At 73.2% G+C, this 14,900-nt stretch carries 16 protein-coding genes; 6 read left to right on the top strand and 10 right to left on the bottom strand.

Translation table 11 applies throughout. The features are described from left to right. The first annotated feature begins 4 nt into the window (after positions 1-4). The 4 genes from cydB to AC1DPN_RS05330 are packed head-to-tail and all read left to right on the top strand — an operon-like array spanning position 5 to position 6,111. Positions 5-1,072 (top strand): cytochrome d ubiquinol oxidase subunit II, encoded by a 1,068-nt coding sequence (cydB, locus tag AC1DPN_RS05345; protein ID WP_477083652.1) that lies wholly within the window; start codon positions 5-7, stop codon positions 1,070-1,072. Beyond that, entirely contained in the window at positions 1,069-2,703 is a 1,635-nt protein-coding gene (gene cydD, locus AC1DPN_RS05340; RefSeq protein ID WP_477083651.1) for a thiol reductant ABC exporter subunit CydD, read from the top strand. Before cydB ends, cydD begins: the two co-directional genes overlap by 4 nt. After that, positions 2,700-4,442 carry a thiol reductant ABC exporter subunit CydC gene (gene cydC, locus AC1DPN_RS05335; RefSeq protein ID WP_477083650.1) on the top strand — a complete coding sequence of 581 codons (1,743 nt, stop codon included), beginning with the start codon at positions 2,700-2,702 and terminating at the stop codon, positions 4,440-4,442. Before cydD ends, cydC begins: the two co-directional genes overlap by 4 nt. Then, positions 4,432-6,111, top strand: coding sequence for a GAF domain-containing sensor histidine kinase (locus AC1DPN_RS05330; RefSeq protein ID WP_477083649.1), 1,680 nt, complete (start codon positions 4,432-4,434; stop codon positions 6,109-6,111). The genes cydC and AC1DPN_RS05330 overlap by 11 nt, the downstream gene beginning before the upstream one ends. Positions 6,112-6,207: 96 nt before the next feature. On the opposite strand, the gene AC1DPN_RS05325 is transcribed toward AC1DPN_RS05330, so the two are convergent. Next, positions 6,208-6,882 carry a response regulator gene (locus AC1DPN_RS05325; protein ID WP_477083648.1) on the bottom strand — a complete coding sequence of 225 codons (675 nt, stop codon included), beginning with the start codon at positions 6,880-6,882 and terminating at the stop codon, positions 6,208-6,210. Positions 6,883-6,899: 17 nt separating this feature from the next. Between AC1DPN_RS05325 and AC1DPN_RS05320 the strand changes: the two genes are divergently transcribed. Continuing rightward, positions 6,900-7,856 carry an NAD(P)-dependent oxidoreductase gene (locus AC1DPN_RS05320; protein ID WP_477083647.1) on the top strand — a complete coding sequence of 319 codons (957 nt, stop codon included), beginning with the start codon at positions 6,900-6,902 and terminating at the stop codon, positions 7,854-7,856. On the opposite strand, the gene mutM is transcribed toward AC1DPN_RS05320, so the two are convergent. From mutM to coaD, 6 genes are all read right to left on the bottom strand, one after another. After that, on the bottom strand, positions 7,853-8,743 hold the full coding sequence (mutM, locus tag AC1DPN_RS05315; protein WP_477083646.1) for a bifunctional DNA-formamidopyrimidine glycosylase/DNA-(apurinic or apyrimidinic site) lyase: 891 nt from the start codon (positions 8,741-8,743) through the stop codon (positions 7,853-7,855). The two genes, AC1DPN_RS05320 and mutM, sit on opposite strands and share 4 nt — an antisense overlap. A 2-nt stretch (positions 8,744-8,745) precedes the next feature. After that, positions 8,746-9,408: a ribonuclease III gene (rnc, locus tag AC1DPN_RS05310; RefSeq protein ID WP_477083645.1), complete on the bottom strand. Its 663-nt coding sequence runs from the start codon at positions 9,406-9,408 to the stop codon at positions 8,746-8,748. Between the two features lie 47 nt (positions 9,409-9,455). After that, a complete protein-coding gene (gene rpmF, locus AC1DPN_RS05305; RefSeq protein ID WP_426592685.1) occupies positions 9,456-9,653 on the bottom strand; it encodes a 50S ribosomal protein L32 in 198 nt (65 codons plus the stop codon). Positions 9,654-9,655: 2 nt separating this feature from the next. Further along, entirely contained in the window at positions 9,656-10,234 is a 579-nt protein-coding gene (locus AC1DPN_RS05300) for a YceD family protein (RefSeq protein WP_477083863.1), read from the bottom strand. 142 nt (positions 10,235-10,376) lie between these two features. After that, entirely contained in the window at positions 10,377-10,862 is a 486-nt protein-coding gene (locus AC1DPN_RS05295; RefSeq protein WP_477083644.1) for a hypothetical protein, read from the bottom strand. After that, the gene (coaD, locus tag AC1DPN_RS05290; protein WP_477083643.1) at positions 10,859-11,347 is read right to left on the bottom strand and encodes a pantetheine-phosphate adenylyltransferase; all 489 of its coding nucleotides are present in this window, start codon (positions 11,345-11,347) and stop codon (positions 10,859-10,861) included. Before coaD ends, AC1DPN_RS05295 begins: the two co-directional genes overlap by 4 nt. Before the next feature lie 157 nt (positions 11,348-11,504). On the opposite strand from coaD, the gene AC1DPN_RS05285 reads away from it, so the two are divergent. Further along, on the top strand, positions 11,505-12,014 hold the full coding sequence (locus tag AC1DPN_RS05285) for a GNAT family N-acetyltransferase (RefSeq protein ID WP_477083642.1): 510 nt from the start codon (positions 11,505-11,507) through the stop codon (positions 12,012-12,014). On the opposite strand, the gene rsmD is transcribed toward AC1DPN_RS05285, so the two are convergent. From rsmD to AC1DPN_RS05270, 3 genes are read right to left on the bottom strand one after another with little or no spacing between them, the layout of a single operon-like run. Next, the gene (gene rsmD, locus AC1DPN_RS05280; protein WP_477083641.1) at positions 12,003-12,548 is read right to left on the bottom strand and encodes a 16S rRNA (guanine(966)-N(2))-methyltransferase RsmD; all 546 of its coding nucleotides are present in this window, start codon (positions 12,546-12,548) and stop codon (positions 12,003-12,005) included. The two genes, AC1DPN_RS05285 and rsmD, sit on opposite strands and share 12 nt — an antisense overlap. Next, complete coding sequence (locus AC1DPN_RS05275; RefSeq protein WP_477083640.1) at positions 12,545-14,185, bottom strand: DUF6297 family protein; 1,641 nt, start codon at positions 14,183-14,185, stop codon at positions 12,545-12,547. Before AC1DPN_RS05275 ends, rsmD begins: the two co-directional genes overlap by 4 nt. Next, positions 14,182-14,871, bottom strand: coding sequence for an ABC transporter ATP-binding protein (locus tag AC1DPN_RS05270; protein WP_477083639.1), 690 nt, complete (start codon positions 14,869-14,871; stop codon positions 14,182-14,184). The genes AC1DPN_RS05275 and AC1DPN_RS05270 overlap by 4 nt, the downstream gene beginning before the upstream one ends. Between the last annotated feature and the right edge of the window lie 29 nt (positions 14,872-14,900).

Raw genomic sequence — 14,900 nt, 5'->3', positions numbered from 1 at the left:
AGCCATGGATCTGACCGTCGTCTGGTTCCTGCTCATCGCGGTCCTGTGGACCGGCTACCTCGTGCTCGAGGGCTTCGACTTCGGCGTCGGCATGCTGCTCGGGCTCCTCGCCCGCGGCGACAGGGCCTCCCGCGACCGCGACCGCCGCGTCATGATCAACACGATCGGCCCGACGTGGGACGGCAACGAGGTGTGGCTGCTCACCGCGGGCGGCGCCACGTTCGCGGCCTTCCCCGAGTGGTACGCCACGATGTTCAGCGGCTTCTACCTCGCGCTCCTGCTCATCCTGCTCGCCCTGATCGTGCGCGTCGTGGCGTTCGAGTGGCGCGGCAAGATCAACGACGACCGGTGGCGCGCGCTCGCCGACGGTGCGCTGATGATCGGCTCCTGGGTGCCCTCGCTGCTCTGGGGCGTCGCGTTCGCCAACCTCGTCCGAGGTGTCGAGCTCGATGCCGACCACCAGTACGTCGGCGGCTTCTGGGCCCTGCTCAACCCGTTCGCGCTGCTCGGGGGCGCGACGACCCTGCTCCTGTTCCTGTCGCACGGCGCGGTCTTCCTCGCCCTCAAGTCCGGCGGCGACATCCGCGAGCGCGCAGGCGCGTTCGCGGCACGGTCCTCGATCCTCACGCTCGTCGTGGCCGGCTCGTGGGCGATCTGGGCACAGATCGCGTACTCGGTGGCCTGGACCTGGATCGCCGTCGCAGTTGCCGCGGTCTCGCTGATCGTCGTCGTGATGGCGGCCCGTGCTCGTCGCGAGGGCCAGGCCTTCACCGCGTCGGCGGTGGCCATCGTCGCGGCCGTGGTGCTGATCTTCGGCTCGATGTACCCCGACGTGATGCCGGCGTTCGACCCGGCCAACTCGCTCACCATCACGAACGCGTCCTCGACGCACTACACGCTCGTCGTGATGACCTGGGTGGCGGTGATCCTCACGCCCATCGTCCTGCTCTACCAGGGCTGGACGTACTGGGTGTTCCGCAAGCGGATCTCGGCCTCGAACATCCCCGGGCACACCGGCCTGACGTTCGACAAGGTTCCGCCTCTCGAACGCCAGACCACCTCGACGGAGTGAGGCCTCTCGACCCGCGCCTGCTGCGGTACGCCCGTTCTGCGCGCGGTTACGTCGTCCTGACCGCCGCGTTCGGCGTCGTGATCGCCGCGCTCGTGGTCTGCCAGGCGCTGCTGCTGGCGCACGCGCTGGGTGGCGCGGTGCACGACGGTGCCACGCTCGACGAGCTGGGTCCCACGATCGGCTGGCTCGCCGTCGTGGTCGTCGCGCGGGTCGTGGTGACCTCGGGCCAGGAACGGTTCGCCCACCGCGCGGCGACGGCGACGATCACCGAGCTGCGCGAGCAGGTGGTCGACCACGCCGTCGCGCTCGGTCCGCGCTGGCTCGCGTCGGGCGAAGGACCCGCGGTGGTCACGCTCGCCACCCGGGGGCTCGACAACCTGGCGCCGTACTTCGTCCGCTACCTGCCGCAGCTGCTGCTGACCGCGACCGTCACGCCCGCGGTCCTGCTCGTGGTCCTCGGGCTGGACTGGATCTCCGCCGCGATCCTCTTCGCCGTGCTGCCGCTCGTGCCGATCTTCATGATCCTGGTCGGCAGGCTCACGCAGGGACGCTCGGAGCGCGGTCTCGTCGCGATGCAGAGGCTCGGCGCCCAGGTCCTCGACCTGCTGGCGGGCCTACCGACGCTGCGCGCGCACGGTCGCGCTCGCGGGCAGGGCGCCCGGGTGCGTGCCCTCGGGGACGCCCACCGGGAGGCGTCCATGGGGACGCTGCGGATCGCGTTCCTGTCCGGCATGGTCCTCGAGCTGCTGACCACGCTGTCCGTCGCGCTCGTCGCCGTCGCGATCGGGCTCCGGCTGGTGAACGGCGACCTCGGTCTGACCACCGGGATCGCCGTCCTGGTCCTCGCCCCTGAGGTGTTCCTGCCGTTGCGTCAGGTAGGGGCCCAGTTCCACGCCGCGGCCGACGGGGTCGCGGCCGCGGCACAGGCGTTCGCCGTCCTCGAGACACCGGTGCCGCCGTCGGGCACGAGACCGGCGCCGGACCTGCGCACGGCCACGGTGGCACTCGCCGGCGTGAGCGTCCGCACCGCGGGCGGCCGCACCCCCGACACCCTGGACCTCGAGCTGCGTCCCGGGACCGTCGTCGCACTGCGGGGTCCCAGCGGCGTCGGCAAGACGACCGCGGTCGACGTCCTGCTCGGCCTCGTCCGTCCCGACGAGGGCGCGGTGCTGGTCGGCCCGCTCGACCTGCAGGACATCGACCTGGCCACGTTCTGGTCGCAGGTCACGTGGCTCCCCCAGCGCCCGGTCCTCGAGCCGGGAACGATCGCGTCGATCGTCGGCAGGGAGTCGGGCGAGGCTGCGTCCCTGACGGGGCTCGACGAGGTCCTCGCGACCCTGCCCGACGGCTGGCAGACGCAGATCGGGCGAGGTGGAGCGGGCCTGAGCCTCGGCCAGCGACAGCGCGTCGCGCTGACCCGTGCCCTCGTCTCCGACGCCCCGCTGGTCATCCTCGACGAACCCACGGCGCACCTCGACGCGGCAGGCGAAGCGGTCGTGCTCGAGTCGGTCCGCGTGCTGCGCGACGCCGGACGGACGGTTCTGCTCGTCGCGCACCGCCACTCCCTGCTCGCCTGCGCGGACGTCGTCGTCGAGGTCCGCAGCGGCGCGGACGACGTGGTGCCGGCGTGAGGCACGCGACGGTCGGGCCCGGAACCTTGCGGCGTGCGGTCGCCCTCCTCGACGTGGACCGACGCCGGGTCGTCCTTGCCCTCGTCCTGGGCACCCTCGCGCTCGGCTGCGCGGTCGCGCTGGCCGGGACGGCCGCGTGGTTGATCGCACGCGCCTCGCAGATGCCGCCGGTGCTCGAGCTCAGCGTCGCCACGGTCGCGGTGCGTGCGTTCGGCATCGGACGAGGAGTGCTGCGCTACCTCGAGCGGCTCGTGTCGCACGACGTCGCGCTGAGAGGCATGACGCAGCTCCGGACCACCTTGTACGAGCGGCTCGCGGTCGGCCGTCCCGACACCCTCCTGCGGCTGCGGCGGGGGGACCTGCTGGCGCGGGTCGGTGCGGACGTCGACGCGGTGGGCGACGTGGTGGTCCGCGGCCTGCTGCCGATCGGCGTCGCGGCTCTGCTGGGCGTGCTCACCTCGGTCGTGATGTGCCTCTTCTGGCCGCCGGCCGGCCTCGCCCTGGCAGCGTGCCTGGTGCTCGCCGGGGTCGTGGCCCCGTTCCTCGCGTCCCGGGGCGCCCGGATCACCGAGGAGCTGGCGGTCCAGGGACAGTCGGACATGACCGCCGCCGCGCTCGGCCTGCTCGACGACGCAGGACCGCTGCTGGTCTCCGGCCGCGTCCCGCGCGAGCTGGCCGTCCTGAAGGAGGCCGACGGACGGATCGTCGCCGCGACCGACGCGGGTGCTCCGTCCGCTGCCCTGGCCGCCGGGCTCGGTCAGCTGGCGGTCGGTCTGGCGGTGCTCGCAGCGCTCGTCACCGGGGTCCCCGCGGTGACCGCCGGGCACCTCGCCGCGGTCGACCTGGCGGTCATCGTGCTCACCCCGCTCGCGGCCTTCGAGGCGACGTCTCTGCTGCCTGCCGCGATGATCCAGGTGCACCGCTCGCGCGCCGCGGCCGCGCGCGTGCTCGCGCTGCTCGACGACGAGGCGGCGAACCCGGTGCTAGTCGACGCCGACCCGCGTCGGCCCGAACCGCTGCTGGTGGCGTCCGCCGTGACGACCGGCTGGCCGGACGGACCGCCGGTCGTCCAGGACCTCGACCTCAGGCTGCGGCCGGGACGGTCCGTCGCGATCGTCGGCCCGTCGGGCACCGGGAAGACGACGACCCTGCTCACGCTCGCGGGGCTGCTGGACCCGCGGTCGGGCACGCTGACGCTCGACGGGCTCGACCTGGGCACGTTCGGTCGCGAGGCGGTCGCGGCGACCGTCGTCGTCGGGACCGAGGATGCTCACGTGTTCGGCACGACCGTCCTGGAGAACCTGCGGGTCGGGCGCGGAGACGTGACCCGAGAGGAAGCCACCGCCGTGCTGGAGCGCGTGGCCCTCGGCGGCTGGCTCGCCGGCCTGCCCGACGGTCTGGACACCGCGATCGGCCCCGACGCACGGACGGTCTCCGGCGGCGAGCGCCGACGGCTGCTCGTGGCCCGCGCGCTGCTCTCGTCGGCACCGCTGCTGCTGCTCGACGAACCGGCGGAGCACCTCGATCCGGCCGCCGCGGATGCGCTCGTGACCGACCTGCTGCAGGATCCCCGTGGGATCGTCGTCGTGACGCACCGGCTCAGTCCCCTGGCGGCTGCGGGTGACGTGATCTGGCTCGACGCCGGTCGGGTGCGCGCCCGTGGCACGCACGCCGACCTGCGCGTCCGCGTTCCCGACTACGGTGTGGCGCTCGACCAGGAGGCCGACGGTGAGTGGTGACGGTGCGCCCGAGCCTGCTGGTGGATCGCTCACCCCGGACGCCCTCGACCACCTGCTCGACGCCATGCTGGCTGTGGCGGGCGAGCTCGACCTCGACGCGGTGCTCGAACGGTTCGTGAAGGTCAGCGCACGGCTCACGGGTGCCCGGTACGGCGCGATCGACGTGCGGGACTCGCACGGCCGGTCCATCACGTTCGTGCGGACGGGACGACCCGGCGAGCTGGCACAGGCCCTGCGGAACGGTCCGCAGCGCCCGGCCCTGCTCGACCAGCTGCCCATCGACGGCGCCCTGAGCTTCGCGGACCTGCGTCGCCATCCGACGTTCGACGGCTTCTCGGAGCTGACGGCACCCGGCTCCTTCCTGGGCGCGACCATCCACCTCGGTCAGCGCGTGTTCGGGCACCTGTACCTCTCGGACAAGCCCGAGCCGTTCACCCCTGCCGACGAGAAGGTCGCGGCCGCACTGGCGGCCGCCGCCGGCGTCGCCGTCTCCAACGCGCAGCAGTACGCCGAGGCGGAGCACCGCACGCGATGGCTGCGGGCGGAGCGGGCCATCACGACGATGCTCCTCGAGGGCGTCGGGGCCGAGGACGCCCTCGCCCACATCGCCTCGACAGCGCGCGAGGTGGGGGGTGCCGACACAGTGGCGCTCGCACTGCCGGGCGTCGACGGTGAGCTCGTCATCGAGCTGGTCGACGGCCTGGCCGGCGACGACCTGATCGGCACGACGATGGCTGCCGGCAGCCGCGCGCACGACGTCCTCACGGCCGGCAAGGGCTTGAACGTGCCGTCGCTGCAGGCCGCGCGCGAGGTGGCCGATCCGGCGCTGCGGCAGCTCGGGCCGGCCCTGTTCGCGCCGTTCCGGTCGCCCGGTCGGGGACTCGGGGTCCTGATCCTGTCCCGCCGCGTCGGCGCGCCGCGCTTCGACGACTCGGACCTTGCCACGGCGGTGTCGTTCGCGGAGCAGGCCGCTCTCGCGTTCGTGCTCGCCGAGGCCCGTACCGCTCAGGACGCCGCCACCCTGCTCGACGAGCGCGAGCGCATCGCCCGCGACCTGCACGACCTCGCGATCCAGCAGCTCTTCGCGACGGGGATGCACCTCGAGACCGTCCGGCGGCGCGCGGCACGCGGGGTGGACGCCGCCGAGCTCGCCGAGGTCGTGGACGACGCGCTCGAGAACGTCGACGGCTCGGTCCGGGAGATCCGGCACATCGTGCACGAGCTGCGTGACCCCGACGGGGGCGTCGGCGTCGTCGCGCGCCTGCTCCGTGAGGTCGACCTCGCCCGCACAGGACTCGGGTTCGACCCGAGCTTCGTCGCGACGCTCGACGGCGACGTGGTCGCCGTGGGCGACCTCGACGCCGACCGGCTGGACGAACGCGTGCACGGGTCGCTCGCCTCCGACGTCGTCGCCGTCGTCCGTGAGGCGCTCGCCAACGCCGCACGCCACGCGGAGGCGCACGCGGTCGCCGTGCGACTCACCGCCACGACGTCACAGGTGCTGCTGGAGGTCCAGGACGACGGCAGGGGCATCCGCCCGGGACCCTCCCGTCAGTCCGGGACGACGAACCTCGCCGCGCGGGCGCGCGCCCGCGGTGGGACGTTCAGCGTGGAGCCTCCCCGCGAGGGTGGGGGCACGCTGCTCTCCTGGTCGGTGCCGCTGGGCTGACCTGCGGGGGTCAGGAGGGCAGGGGGCCGACGAGCCGACCTCGACACCCTGGTCGAGCGGCTCTGGCGGGACGACCCGGCCCGGCAGAGTCCTGCTCTAGGAACCCGGCTCGCTGCGCCAGCCCGAGTGCTTGCGCGACGCGACCCAGGCGGCGACCTGCGTCCTGCGCTGCAGGCCCATTTTGGCGAGCACCGCCGTGATGTGGTTCTTCACGGTCTTCTCCACGACGCCGAGGCGGTCCGCGATCTCCCGGTTGGACAGCCCCTCGCCGATGAGGTCGACGATGCGCGCCTCGCTCGGCGTGAGCTCCTTGGTCAGGTCCGTCGCCCCCGAGTAGTGCTGGGTGACCACCTTGGCGTCGAGCAGGACCCGACCGTCCGCGACCGCACGGATGGCATCGGAGATCTCCTTGCCGCGTGCCGACTTGAGCACGTACGCGGCCGCACCTGCCTCGAGTGCGGCGTCCATCGCGTCCTCGTCGTCGAACGAGGTCAGGACGATCGCGCGCGTCTCGGGCAGCGTCTCCCGAAGGGCGTTCAGCAGGTCGATGCCCGTGCCGTCGGGTAGCTGCAGGTCCACCAGGACGACGCGCGGGCGCAGGAGCTCCGCCCGCTGCACGCCCTCCGCCACCGAGCTGGCTTCCGCCACGACCCGCATGTCACCTGCGCCGTCGACCACCTCGGCGATCCCTCGTCGCACCACCTCGTGATCGTCGACGATCAACACGGTGATGAGACCGGCCTCGGCTGCGGGAGCGCTTGTGGCGGGCACGATGGCATCGTAGCGAGGTGACCATCCTCCTGCTCCCCTCCACGATGTCCGACACCCCCGCCGTCCCGACCCACGTGCGGGTGGTGCGCTACGACGTCACCCAGCCCCTGCCGGACGACGTCCTCGACGCCGAGGCCCTCGTCATCTGGGGGAACGGGCACCGACAGCTGTCCGACGCGGCCCGCCGGCTGACCCGGCTGCGCTGGGTGCAGACGCTCGCCGCCGGCCCCGACTCGGCGCTGGCCGCCGGCTTCGCTCCCGACGTCGTCCTCACCTCCGGCCGCGGGCTGCACGACGTGCCGGTCGCCGAGCACACGCTCGCGCTGCTGCTCGCGCTCGCCCGCCGGCTGCCCGACTGCGTGCGCGCGCAGGACGAGCACCGCTGGGCGGACGACCTCGGCGGCATGCAGGACTTCCGGCCCGGGCTCGAGTTCCGCAGCCTGGCCGACGCGCGCGTGCTCATCTGGGGCTTCGGCTCGATCGCTGCGCGGCTGTCTCCGATGCTCAGCGCACTGGGTGCCGACGTGCGTGGCGTCGCCCAGACCGCGGGGATCCGGCACGGCTACCCGGTGATCTCGGCGTTCGACCTGCCCGAGGCGCTCCCCCGCACCGACGTGCTGGTCTCGCTCCTGCCCGCGACCCCGCAGACGGCCCGTGTGATCGACGAGGCGGTGTTCGACCTGCTCCCCGCACACGCCTTCGTGGTCAACGTCGGACGCGGCTCGGTGCTCGACGAGGTCGCGCTGCTCGACGCCGTGCGCTCCGGTCGCATCGCCGGTGCCGCCCTCGACGTGTTCGAGACGGAGCCGCTGCCGGCCGACTCGCCGCTGTGGGACGAGCCGCGCATCCTCCTCACACCGCACGCCGCGGGCGGGCGGCCGCTCGGCGCGGGCGAGCTCGTGGCCCAGAACCTGCTCGCCTTCCTGTCAGGCGGCGAGCTGACGAACGTGGTGCACCGCCCCGGGCACAGCTAGAAGCGCCCGTTGCGTGGCCGCGGCTGGCAGTGGGGGCAGCTGTACGACGAGCGGTTCATGAACTGGTCGCGACGGATGGCCGTGCCGCACCGGGCGCAGGGCCGGCCCTCCTGTCCGTACACCTTGAGCGACCGGTCGAAGTAGCCCGAGCTGCCGTTGACGTTCACGTACAGGGCGTCGAAGCTCGTCCCGCCCTGCTCCAGCGCCTCGGTCATGACCTCGCAGGCGCCGTCCAGGGCACGTTCGACCTCGGCGACCCGCAGGGTCTCGGTGGGGCGCGCGTAGTGCAGCTGCGCACGCCAGAGGCCCTCGTCGGCATAGATGTTCCCGATGCCGGACACGAGGGACTGGTCGAGCAGCGCCCGCTTGAGGCCGGTCTTCCTGCGCCGGACGGCCCTGACCAGGGCGTCCCGGTCCAACGCGGGGTCGAGCAGGTCGCGGGCGATGTGGGCCACGGGCTCGGGTACGACGTGCCGGTCCGAGCCGAGGCCCCCCGGCAGGTCGTCACCGGTCGGCACCAGGTCCGGCACGCTGAGGTGCCCGAACGTGCGCTGGTCGACGAAGTCCAGGTAGCCGTCGTCGAGCGTGAGCCGTACCCGCAGGTGGGGGTGGTCGACGGGCTCGGTGCGGACCAGGAGCTGGCCGCTCATCCCGAGGTGGGCCATGAGGGCGTCGTCCTCGTCGTCCAGCAGCAGCCAGAGGAACTTGCCGCGGCGGACGGCAGCGTCCAGCCGGCGGCCCGTGAGACGCCCCGCGAAGTCGAGCGGTCCGCCCTCGTGGCGCCGCACGCTGTAGTCGCGGCTGACCGCTACGGACGTGATCGTCCGGCCCAGCACGTGCCGCGCCAGGCCGTCCCGGACGGTCTCGACCTCGGGCAGCTCGGGCATCGTCAGGCCTCCGCCGCGCGCAACTCCTCGAGCACGCGGTATGCATCCGCGGCGGCATCCTGCTCGGCGACCTTCTTGGCACGGCCGACGCCGATGCCGCGAGGCTGACCGGCGATCACGGCACGGGCGGTGAACGTCCGCGCGTGGTCCGGACCCTCGCCGTCGACGTCGTACACCGGCGAGCCCAGGCCCATGGCCGCGGACAGCTCCTGCAGGGACGTCTTCCAGTCGAGGCCGGCACCCAGGTCCGCCGCCGCCTCCAGGGACGGGCCGACGAGGCGCTCGACCAGGCCGCGCGCCGTCTCGAGCCCGTGCGAGAGGTACACCGCGCCGAACACGGCCTCGAGGGTGTCCGACAGGATCGAGTCCTTCTGGGCTCCTCCCGTGGACAGCTCGCCCTTGCCCAGCAGCACGTAGCTGCCCAGGTCGAGGTCGCGGGCGACGACGGCCAGCGCGCGCTGCGAGACGGTGGCGGCCCGCATCTTCGCGAGCGAGCCCTCGGACAGGTCCGGGTGCGTCCGGAACAGCGCCTCGGTGACGACGAGGCCGAGCACCGTGTCGCCCAGGAACTCCAGGCGTTCGTTGGTGGGCAGCCCGCCCGCCTCGTGCGCGAACGACCGGTGCGTCAGGGCAAGCACGAGAAGCTGGTCAGCCGTGGCACTCACGCCGGTCCTCCGGTCATCGGGTGCAGCACGGCCCACAAGCGTCTGACTCAGCGAACCTCGAACTCGGTACGCACGGCCTCGGCGTACGCACGGTCCTTGTACGTGCCGCACGACGGGCAAGCCGTGTGGGGCATCTTGTTCGCCTTGCACTTCGGGCAGGTGTGGAGCGTCGTGGCAGTGGTCTTCCACTGCGACCGACGCGCACGGGTGTTGCTGCGCGACATCTTGCGCTTCGGAACAGCCACGGCTAGCTCTCTTTCGTCTCGTCGTTCGAGCTCACGAGGCCGCCCAGAGCGGCCCAGCGAGGATCAAGCGTCTCATGCGAATGGTCAGGGTCGTCCGCCAGACGTGCGCCACACTCGGAGCACAGACCTGGGCAGTCGGGGGCGCACAACGGCTGGAACGGCAGAGCCGGCACGACCGCGTCTCGCAGCGCAGGCTCGAGGTCGATCAGATCACCCTCGAGCTCACGCACGTCCTCCTCGTCGTCCCCGTCTTCCGCCGCGACGGCCGCACGCTCGGGATACACGTAGAGCTCCGTGAGCTGGACATCGACATCCTCGATGACCTCACCCAGGCAGCGCACGCACTCCCCGATCGCCCGACCACGGACGGATCCGGTGACCAGGACCCCCTCCATGACCGCCTCGAGCCGAAGATCCAGCTCGACGTCGTTCCCGGTGGGGACGCCGATCACGTCAGTACCGAGATCCTCCGGGGCAGCCACGGTGCGCTGCACGGTCCGCGTCGATCCTGGACGTCGACCGAGCTCGTGCGAATCGAGCACGAACGGCGAACGAGGATCGAGGTGAACAGGGCGCTGCACGGCCAGGGTCCCCTCGTTGATCTCGGTCCGTGCCATGAGCGGCAGAACCAACGGACAACTCTACGGCACAGGTGACGGGCCACCCAAATCCTGCGCGGGTGGCGCAAGTCTCATTCGGCGCCGTCGCGAGCCGGGCCCATGCTCACTCGGAGCCGAGCCGACCCGCCAGCTTGGCCCGCCCCGCCTGCACCTGTCCGAGCACCTTGCCCAGGTCGATCTCGAAGTCGGCGAGCCGGCGGTCGCAGTAGTCGTCGGCGTCGCGCTGCAACCGCTCGACGGTCTCCTGCGCCTCGGCGAGCAGCTCGGCCGCGTGCTCGCGCGCCGCGACCACCACGGCCTCCTCGTCGACGAGCGCGGCCGCCTCGCGACGGGCGCGCGCGAGGATCTCGTCCGCACCTGCCTGGGCCTGCTCGCGAGCCGCGGCGGCGTCGGCGAGCACCTGGTCCGCGCGCGTCAGCTGGGTGGGAAGCACGTCTCGCGCCTGCTCGACCAGGTCCAGCAGCTCGGCGCGGTTGACCAGCACCGAGGAGGACATCGGCATGGCGCGGGCCCCCTCGACCACCGCCGAGATCGCGTCCAGCACGCCCGTGAGCCCCTCGGGGCGCGTCGTCGGGTCCTGCTCCGTCATGAGTCGTCCTTTCCTCGCAGCGCCTCGTGCACCGCGTCTGCGACACCCGCCGGGACGAGGTCGTCGATGGTTCCGCCGTACCGGGCCACGTCCTTGACCAGCGACGACGCGATGTGGGCCAGCGCCGGGTCACCCACCACGAACACGGTCTCGACACCGGCCAGGTGCCGGTTCATGAGCGCCATCGGCAGCTCGGCATCGAAGTCCGCCCCGCCGCGCAGGCCCTTGACCACCGCGCTCGCTCCGACCTCCTGCACGAAGTCGGCGAGCAGGCCGTCCACCGGGGCCACCCGGACACCGTCGAGCCCCTCGATCGCGCCGCGGACCAGCGCGACGCGCACCTCGACGGAGAGCAGCGAGGACTTGGCTGAGTTGGTCGCGACGCCGACGACGACCTCGTCGAACATCGACCGTGCGCGGCGGACCACGTCGAGGTGCCCGAGGGTGATCGGGTCGAACGACCCGGGACAGACGGCGATGGTCACCTCGTCAGGGTAGGCCAGCGGGTCCGTCGGGTCGCGCCCTACACGCGGCGCCTAGCATCGGGCCTCATGGGCCCAGCCGACCGTCGGGACCGCCACGTGGGCGGACTCTCCCGCCATCCGGACCGTCCTGGCCCGCGCCTATCGGGACAACCCGCTCATGGTCTGGGCGCTGCCCGACGCGGCCACGCGCGAGGACGCCTGCGCCGCGTGGCTCGGCCCGTCGGTCGACCGCTACCTCGCCGTCGGGCGCGTCCATGTCGCCCGCCACGACGGCTCGGTGATCGGCGTCGCCGCCTGGCGCCTGCCCGGCGCCCAGGCGGTGCCCGAGTCGCTCCCGTCGCCCGCAGCCGCCCTCGCGCTTCTCGTCGGCCCCGAGCGCGCCCACGACATCCTCACCGCGCTGAGCCGCGCGGCACCCTTCGCGCCCGAGGTCCCCTCGGCGTACCTGAACTACCTCGCCGTCGAACCCGCGCACCAGGGCCGAGGAACCGGACGGCTCCTGCTCGACGCCGGGGTCGCCGCGGCCCGTCGGGACGGGCTGGGGACCTACCTGGGAACGACCGACCCGCGCAACCTGCCGTTCTACGAGCGCGCGGGGTTCCGCCCGGCCGGCGTGCTGGACCTCGGCGGGCCACGCCTCACCGTGCTGCACGGCTCAGGGCTCTGAGCGCTCCGCGAACCACATGACCGTGTCGCCGTAGGCCCGGCGGTCCAGCTGCACCAGCCCGTCCGGCCACGTGGGCTCGGGCGAGCGGCGGCCTCGCTCGACCACCAGGACCCCGTGCGCGGAGAGCTGCAGGGGCGCGAGGACGGCGCTCAGGTCGGCCTCGGTGACGTCGTACGGGGGGTCGACGAGCACCAGGTCCCACGTCGCCGGACGCTGCACGAACGTGACGGCCTTCTCGGCCGCGACCGTGACGCGCTCCACCAGGCCGAGGGACGCGACGTTGCGGCGGCACGCGTCGGCCGCGTCCCGGGCGGAGTCGACGAGCGTCACGTGGCTCGCGCCCCGGCTGGCCGCCTCGATGCCGAGCGCGCCCGACCCCGCGTAGAGGTCGAGGACGCGGGCCTCGTCCACCACGTCGAGGTGCTCGAGCCGCGAGAACAGCGCCTCGCGGACACGTTCGCTGGTCGGGCGCGTCCCCGCCTTGGGCACCTCGAGGATGCGGCCACCGACCGAGCCGGCGACGATGCGCGTCACCGGACCGACCCCTCCTTGGCCTGCTCCTGAGCCTCCATCATCCGCTCCATGAGCGAGCCCTTCTTGATCGAGGACGCGATGGCCACGGCGATGGCCGACAGCGCGATCTGCGTCCCCATGAGCGGCGTGTTGACGGTGCGCAGCAGGATCGCGATCCACACGGGCAGCAGGCAGAGGACGACGAGGTCCGGCCCGCGCGCCAGGACGGTGGCGACGCCGGTCGGCAGCGCACCCATGGGGGTCGAGACCAGCGCCCCACCCCAGTCCGGCGCGGGTCGGTAGGAGGACCGGACGGCCGCGGCCGCCCAGACGGGCGTCGAGACTACCCCGAGGGCGATCCAGTCCGGCACGTTGGAGGCCCAGCGGCCCACGGCTGCGAACGCGACGACCGACCACAGCAGCATCGCCGCGGCGGGCACGATCATCCGCAGGCGTCGCACCGTCTGCGCGTCGATCGGCAGGAGCCGGTCGAGGATCGGTGCCATCTCGGCGCGGCGAGCGCCCTCACCCGTGGCGCTCATCGCGACGTACCCGGCGACGAGCACCGAGAGCAGCACCCCGAACGGGCTCGCCAGCTCCGGGACCGTGCTGACGAGAACCGGGACGAGTGCTGCCACGACCAGCTGCACCACGTGCCGGGCCGAGCGCCGCAGGACCGCGAGGTCCGCGGTGACCAGGGCGGTCGCCGGTCCCCGCGCGGTACGCAGCCGCGACGTCCACCGGCGCACGGGCGCAGCAGCACCGTCCGTCAGCGCACGACCGAGCTCACGCGAGTCCATCGAGACGACCGCGCCGGCGGCCTGTGTGGCCACGGACCCGCTCTCGCGCAGCGTCTTCTCGGGCATCCGGCCGAGCCGGGTGTCCACCAGGAACGCCAGGCCCACGACGACGAGGAGGAGGACGACGACGAGCCACCACGGCGGTCCAGGCACCCGGTCGACGGACCAGCCGAGCGAGGCGAGGACCACGGCGGCCACCGGTGCGAGGAAGAGCAGGACGTCACCGACGAAGGCGATCGCGCGCCGCGACACGCTGGCCGACTGCCCGACGGCGGCGAGCAGCACGATGCCCGCCGCGACCAGGGCCGACGCCGACGCGACGCGCGCGACCCGGGAGCCCTCGTCCGCGAGCAGCCCCGCGTCGAGCAGCGCGACGATGACCGCGCCGACGAACCCGGCGAGCAGCGGCAGACGCCGCGAGGACGGGCGCAGGAGCCCGCGCCGGTCGACCGGCAGCCCGAGCCACCAGGCGGCCTCCGCGCCCCCGGCACCGACCGGCCCGAGGCGGCCGGCGAGGGAGAGCACGGTTCCGCCCAGCGCGATGAGGATGACGACGACCAGGCTCGCCAGGCTGAGGCTCAGAGGGCTGCTGATGTCGGGCTCGGGCGGCAGCGCGACCCGCATCGCCTGCGACGCCCCGAGCGCCACGCCGATGCTGATCGCGATGCTGATGACCGCGTAGTAGACGTCACCGAGCAGCGAGCCGATCGTGGCGTCGCTGCGGGCGCTCGCGGCCTGCGCCGTGTACCGGCGGATGCTGCGCGCCCCCGGGACCGCGCCCAGCTCGTAGGGCTGGACGGCAGGCTCGTCGTCCGTGCCGTCGACCGTGCCGTCGTCCATGCCAGGGTCCGTGCTCACGGGTTCTCCCGCGAGATCAGGTCGGCCGCCTGGTCCGCGGGCAGCAGCCTGGACACCTCGTCCGAGACGTGCACCGCCCGGTCCGCGACCGCACGGAGCAGGTCCGGGTCGTGCGTCGCGACGAGCACCGCACCGCCGGACTTCTTCTCCGCGTTGATGCGGTCGGCCAGCCGGCCACGCATGGCCCGGTCGAGGCGCTGCTCGGGCTCGTCGAGCACGAGCAGCGAGCGCGGCCGCACGAACCCGGCCGCGAGCAGCAGTCGGCGGCGCTGGCCCGACGAGAGCGCGACCGGCAGCGACTTCGCGTGGTCGGCCAGCCCGAACTCCGCGAGCAGCTCGGCGACGACCGTCTCCGCACCCCGGACGCCGTGCCCACGGGCCGTCAGGTACAGGTGCTCCGAGACGGTGAGGGCCGGGAAGTAGGCGTCGTCGTCGAGCACGCTGGCCACCTTCGTGCGGAAGCCGACCTCGCGCTCGTCGACCTTCGCGCCGAACACCTGGAGCGTGCCGCCGGACGGTTCCAGCAGGCCGATCACGGCACGCAGCACGGTGGACTTGCCGGACCCGTTGGCGCCGACGAGCGCGATGACCTTCCCGGGCGCGAGCGTGAACGTGACCGGGGCGCAGACGGGGGCGCCGCCATAGCCGACGAGGAGGTCCTTGGCGCTGATGACGGGCTTCGACACGTTCGCCAGGGTAGCCGTGCGGAATGTGC

Source organism: Cellulomonas sp. P4_H4 (genome assembly GCF_056400865.1).
The sequence above is the reverse complement of the archived record's forward strand: the minus strand, read 5'-3'. Positions and strand labels throughout refer to the sequence as shown.

Bases quoted from the DNA above. Each gene is read 5' to 3' on its own strand.
- cydB (WP_477083652.1), top strand. From the start codon at position 5: ATGGATCTGACCGTCGTCTGGTTCCTGCTCATCGCGGTCCTGTGGACC.
- AC1DPN_RS05285 (WP_477083642.1), top strand. From the start codon at position 11,505: ATGGTCTGGGCGCTGCCCGACGCGGCCACGCGCGAGGACGCCTGCGCC.
- AC1DPN_RS05295 (WP_477083644.1), bottom strand. From the start codon at position 10,862: ATGACGGAGCAGGACCCGACGACGCGCCCCGAGGGGCTCACGGGCGTG.
- mutM (WP_477083646.1), bottom strand. From the start codon at position 8,743: ATGCCCGAGCTGCCCGAGGTCGAGACCGTCCGGGACGGCCTGGCGCGG.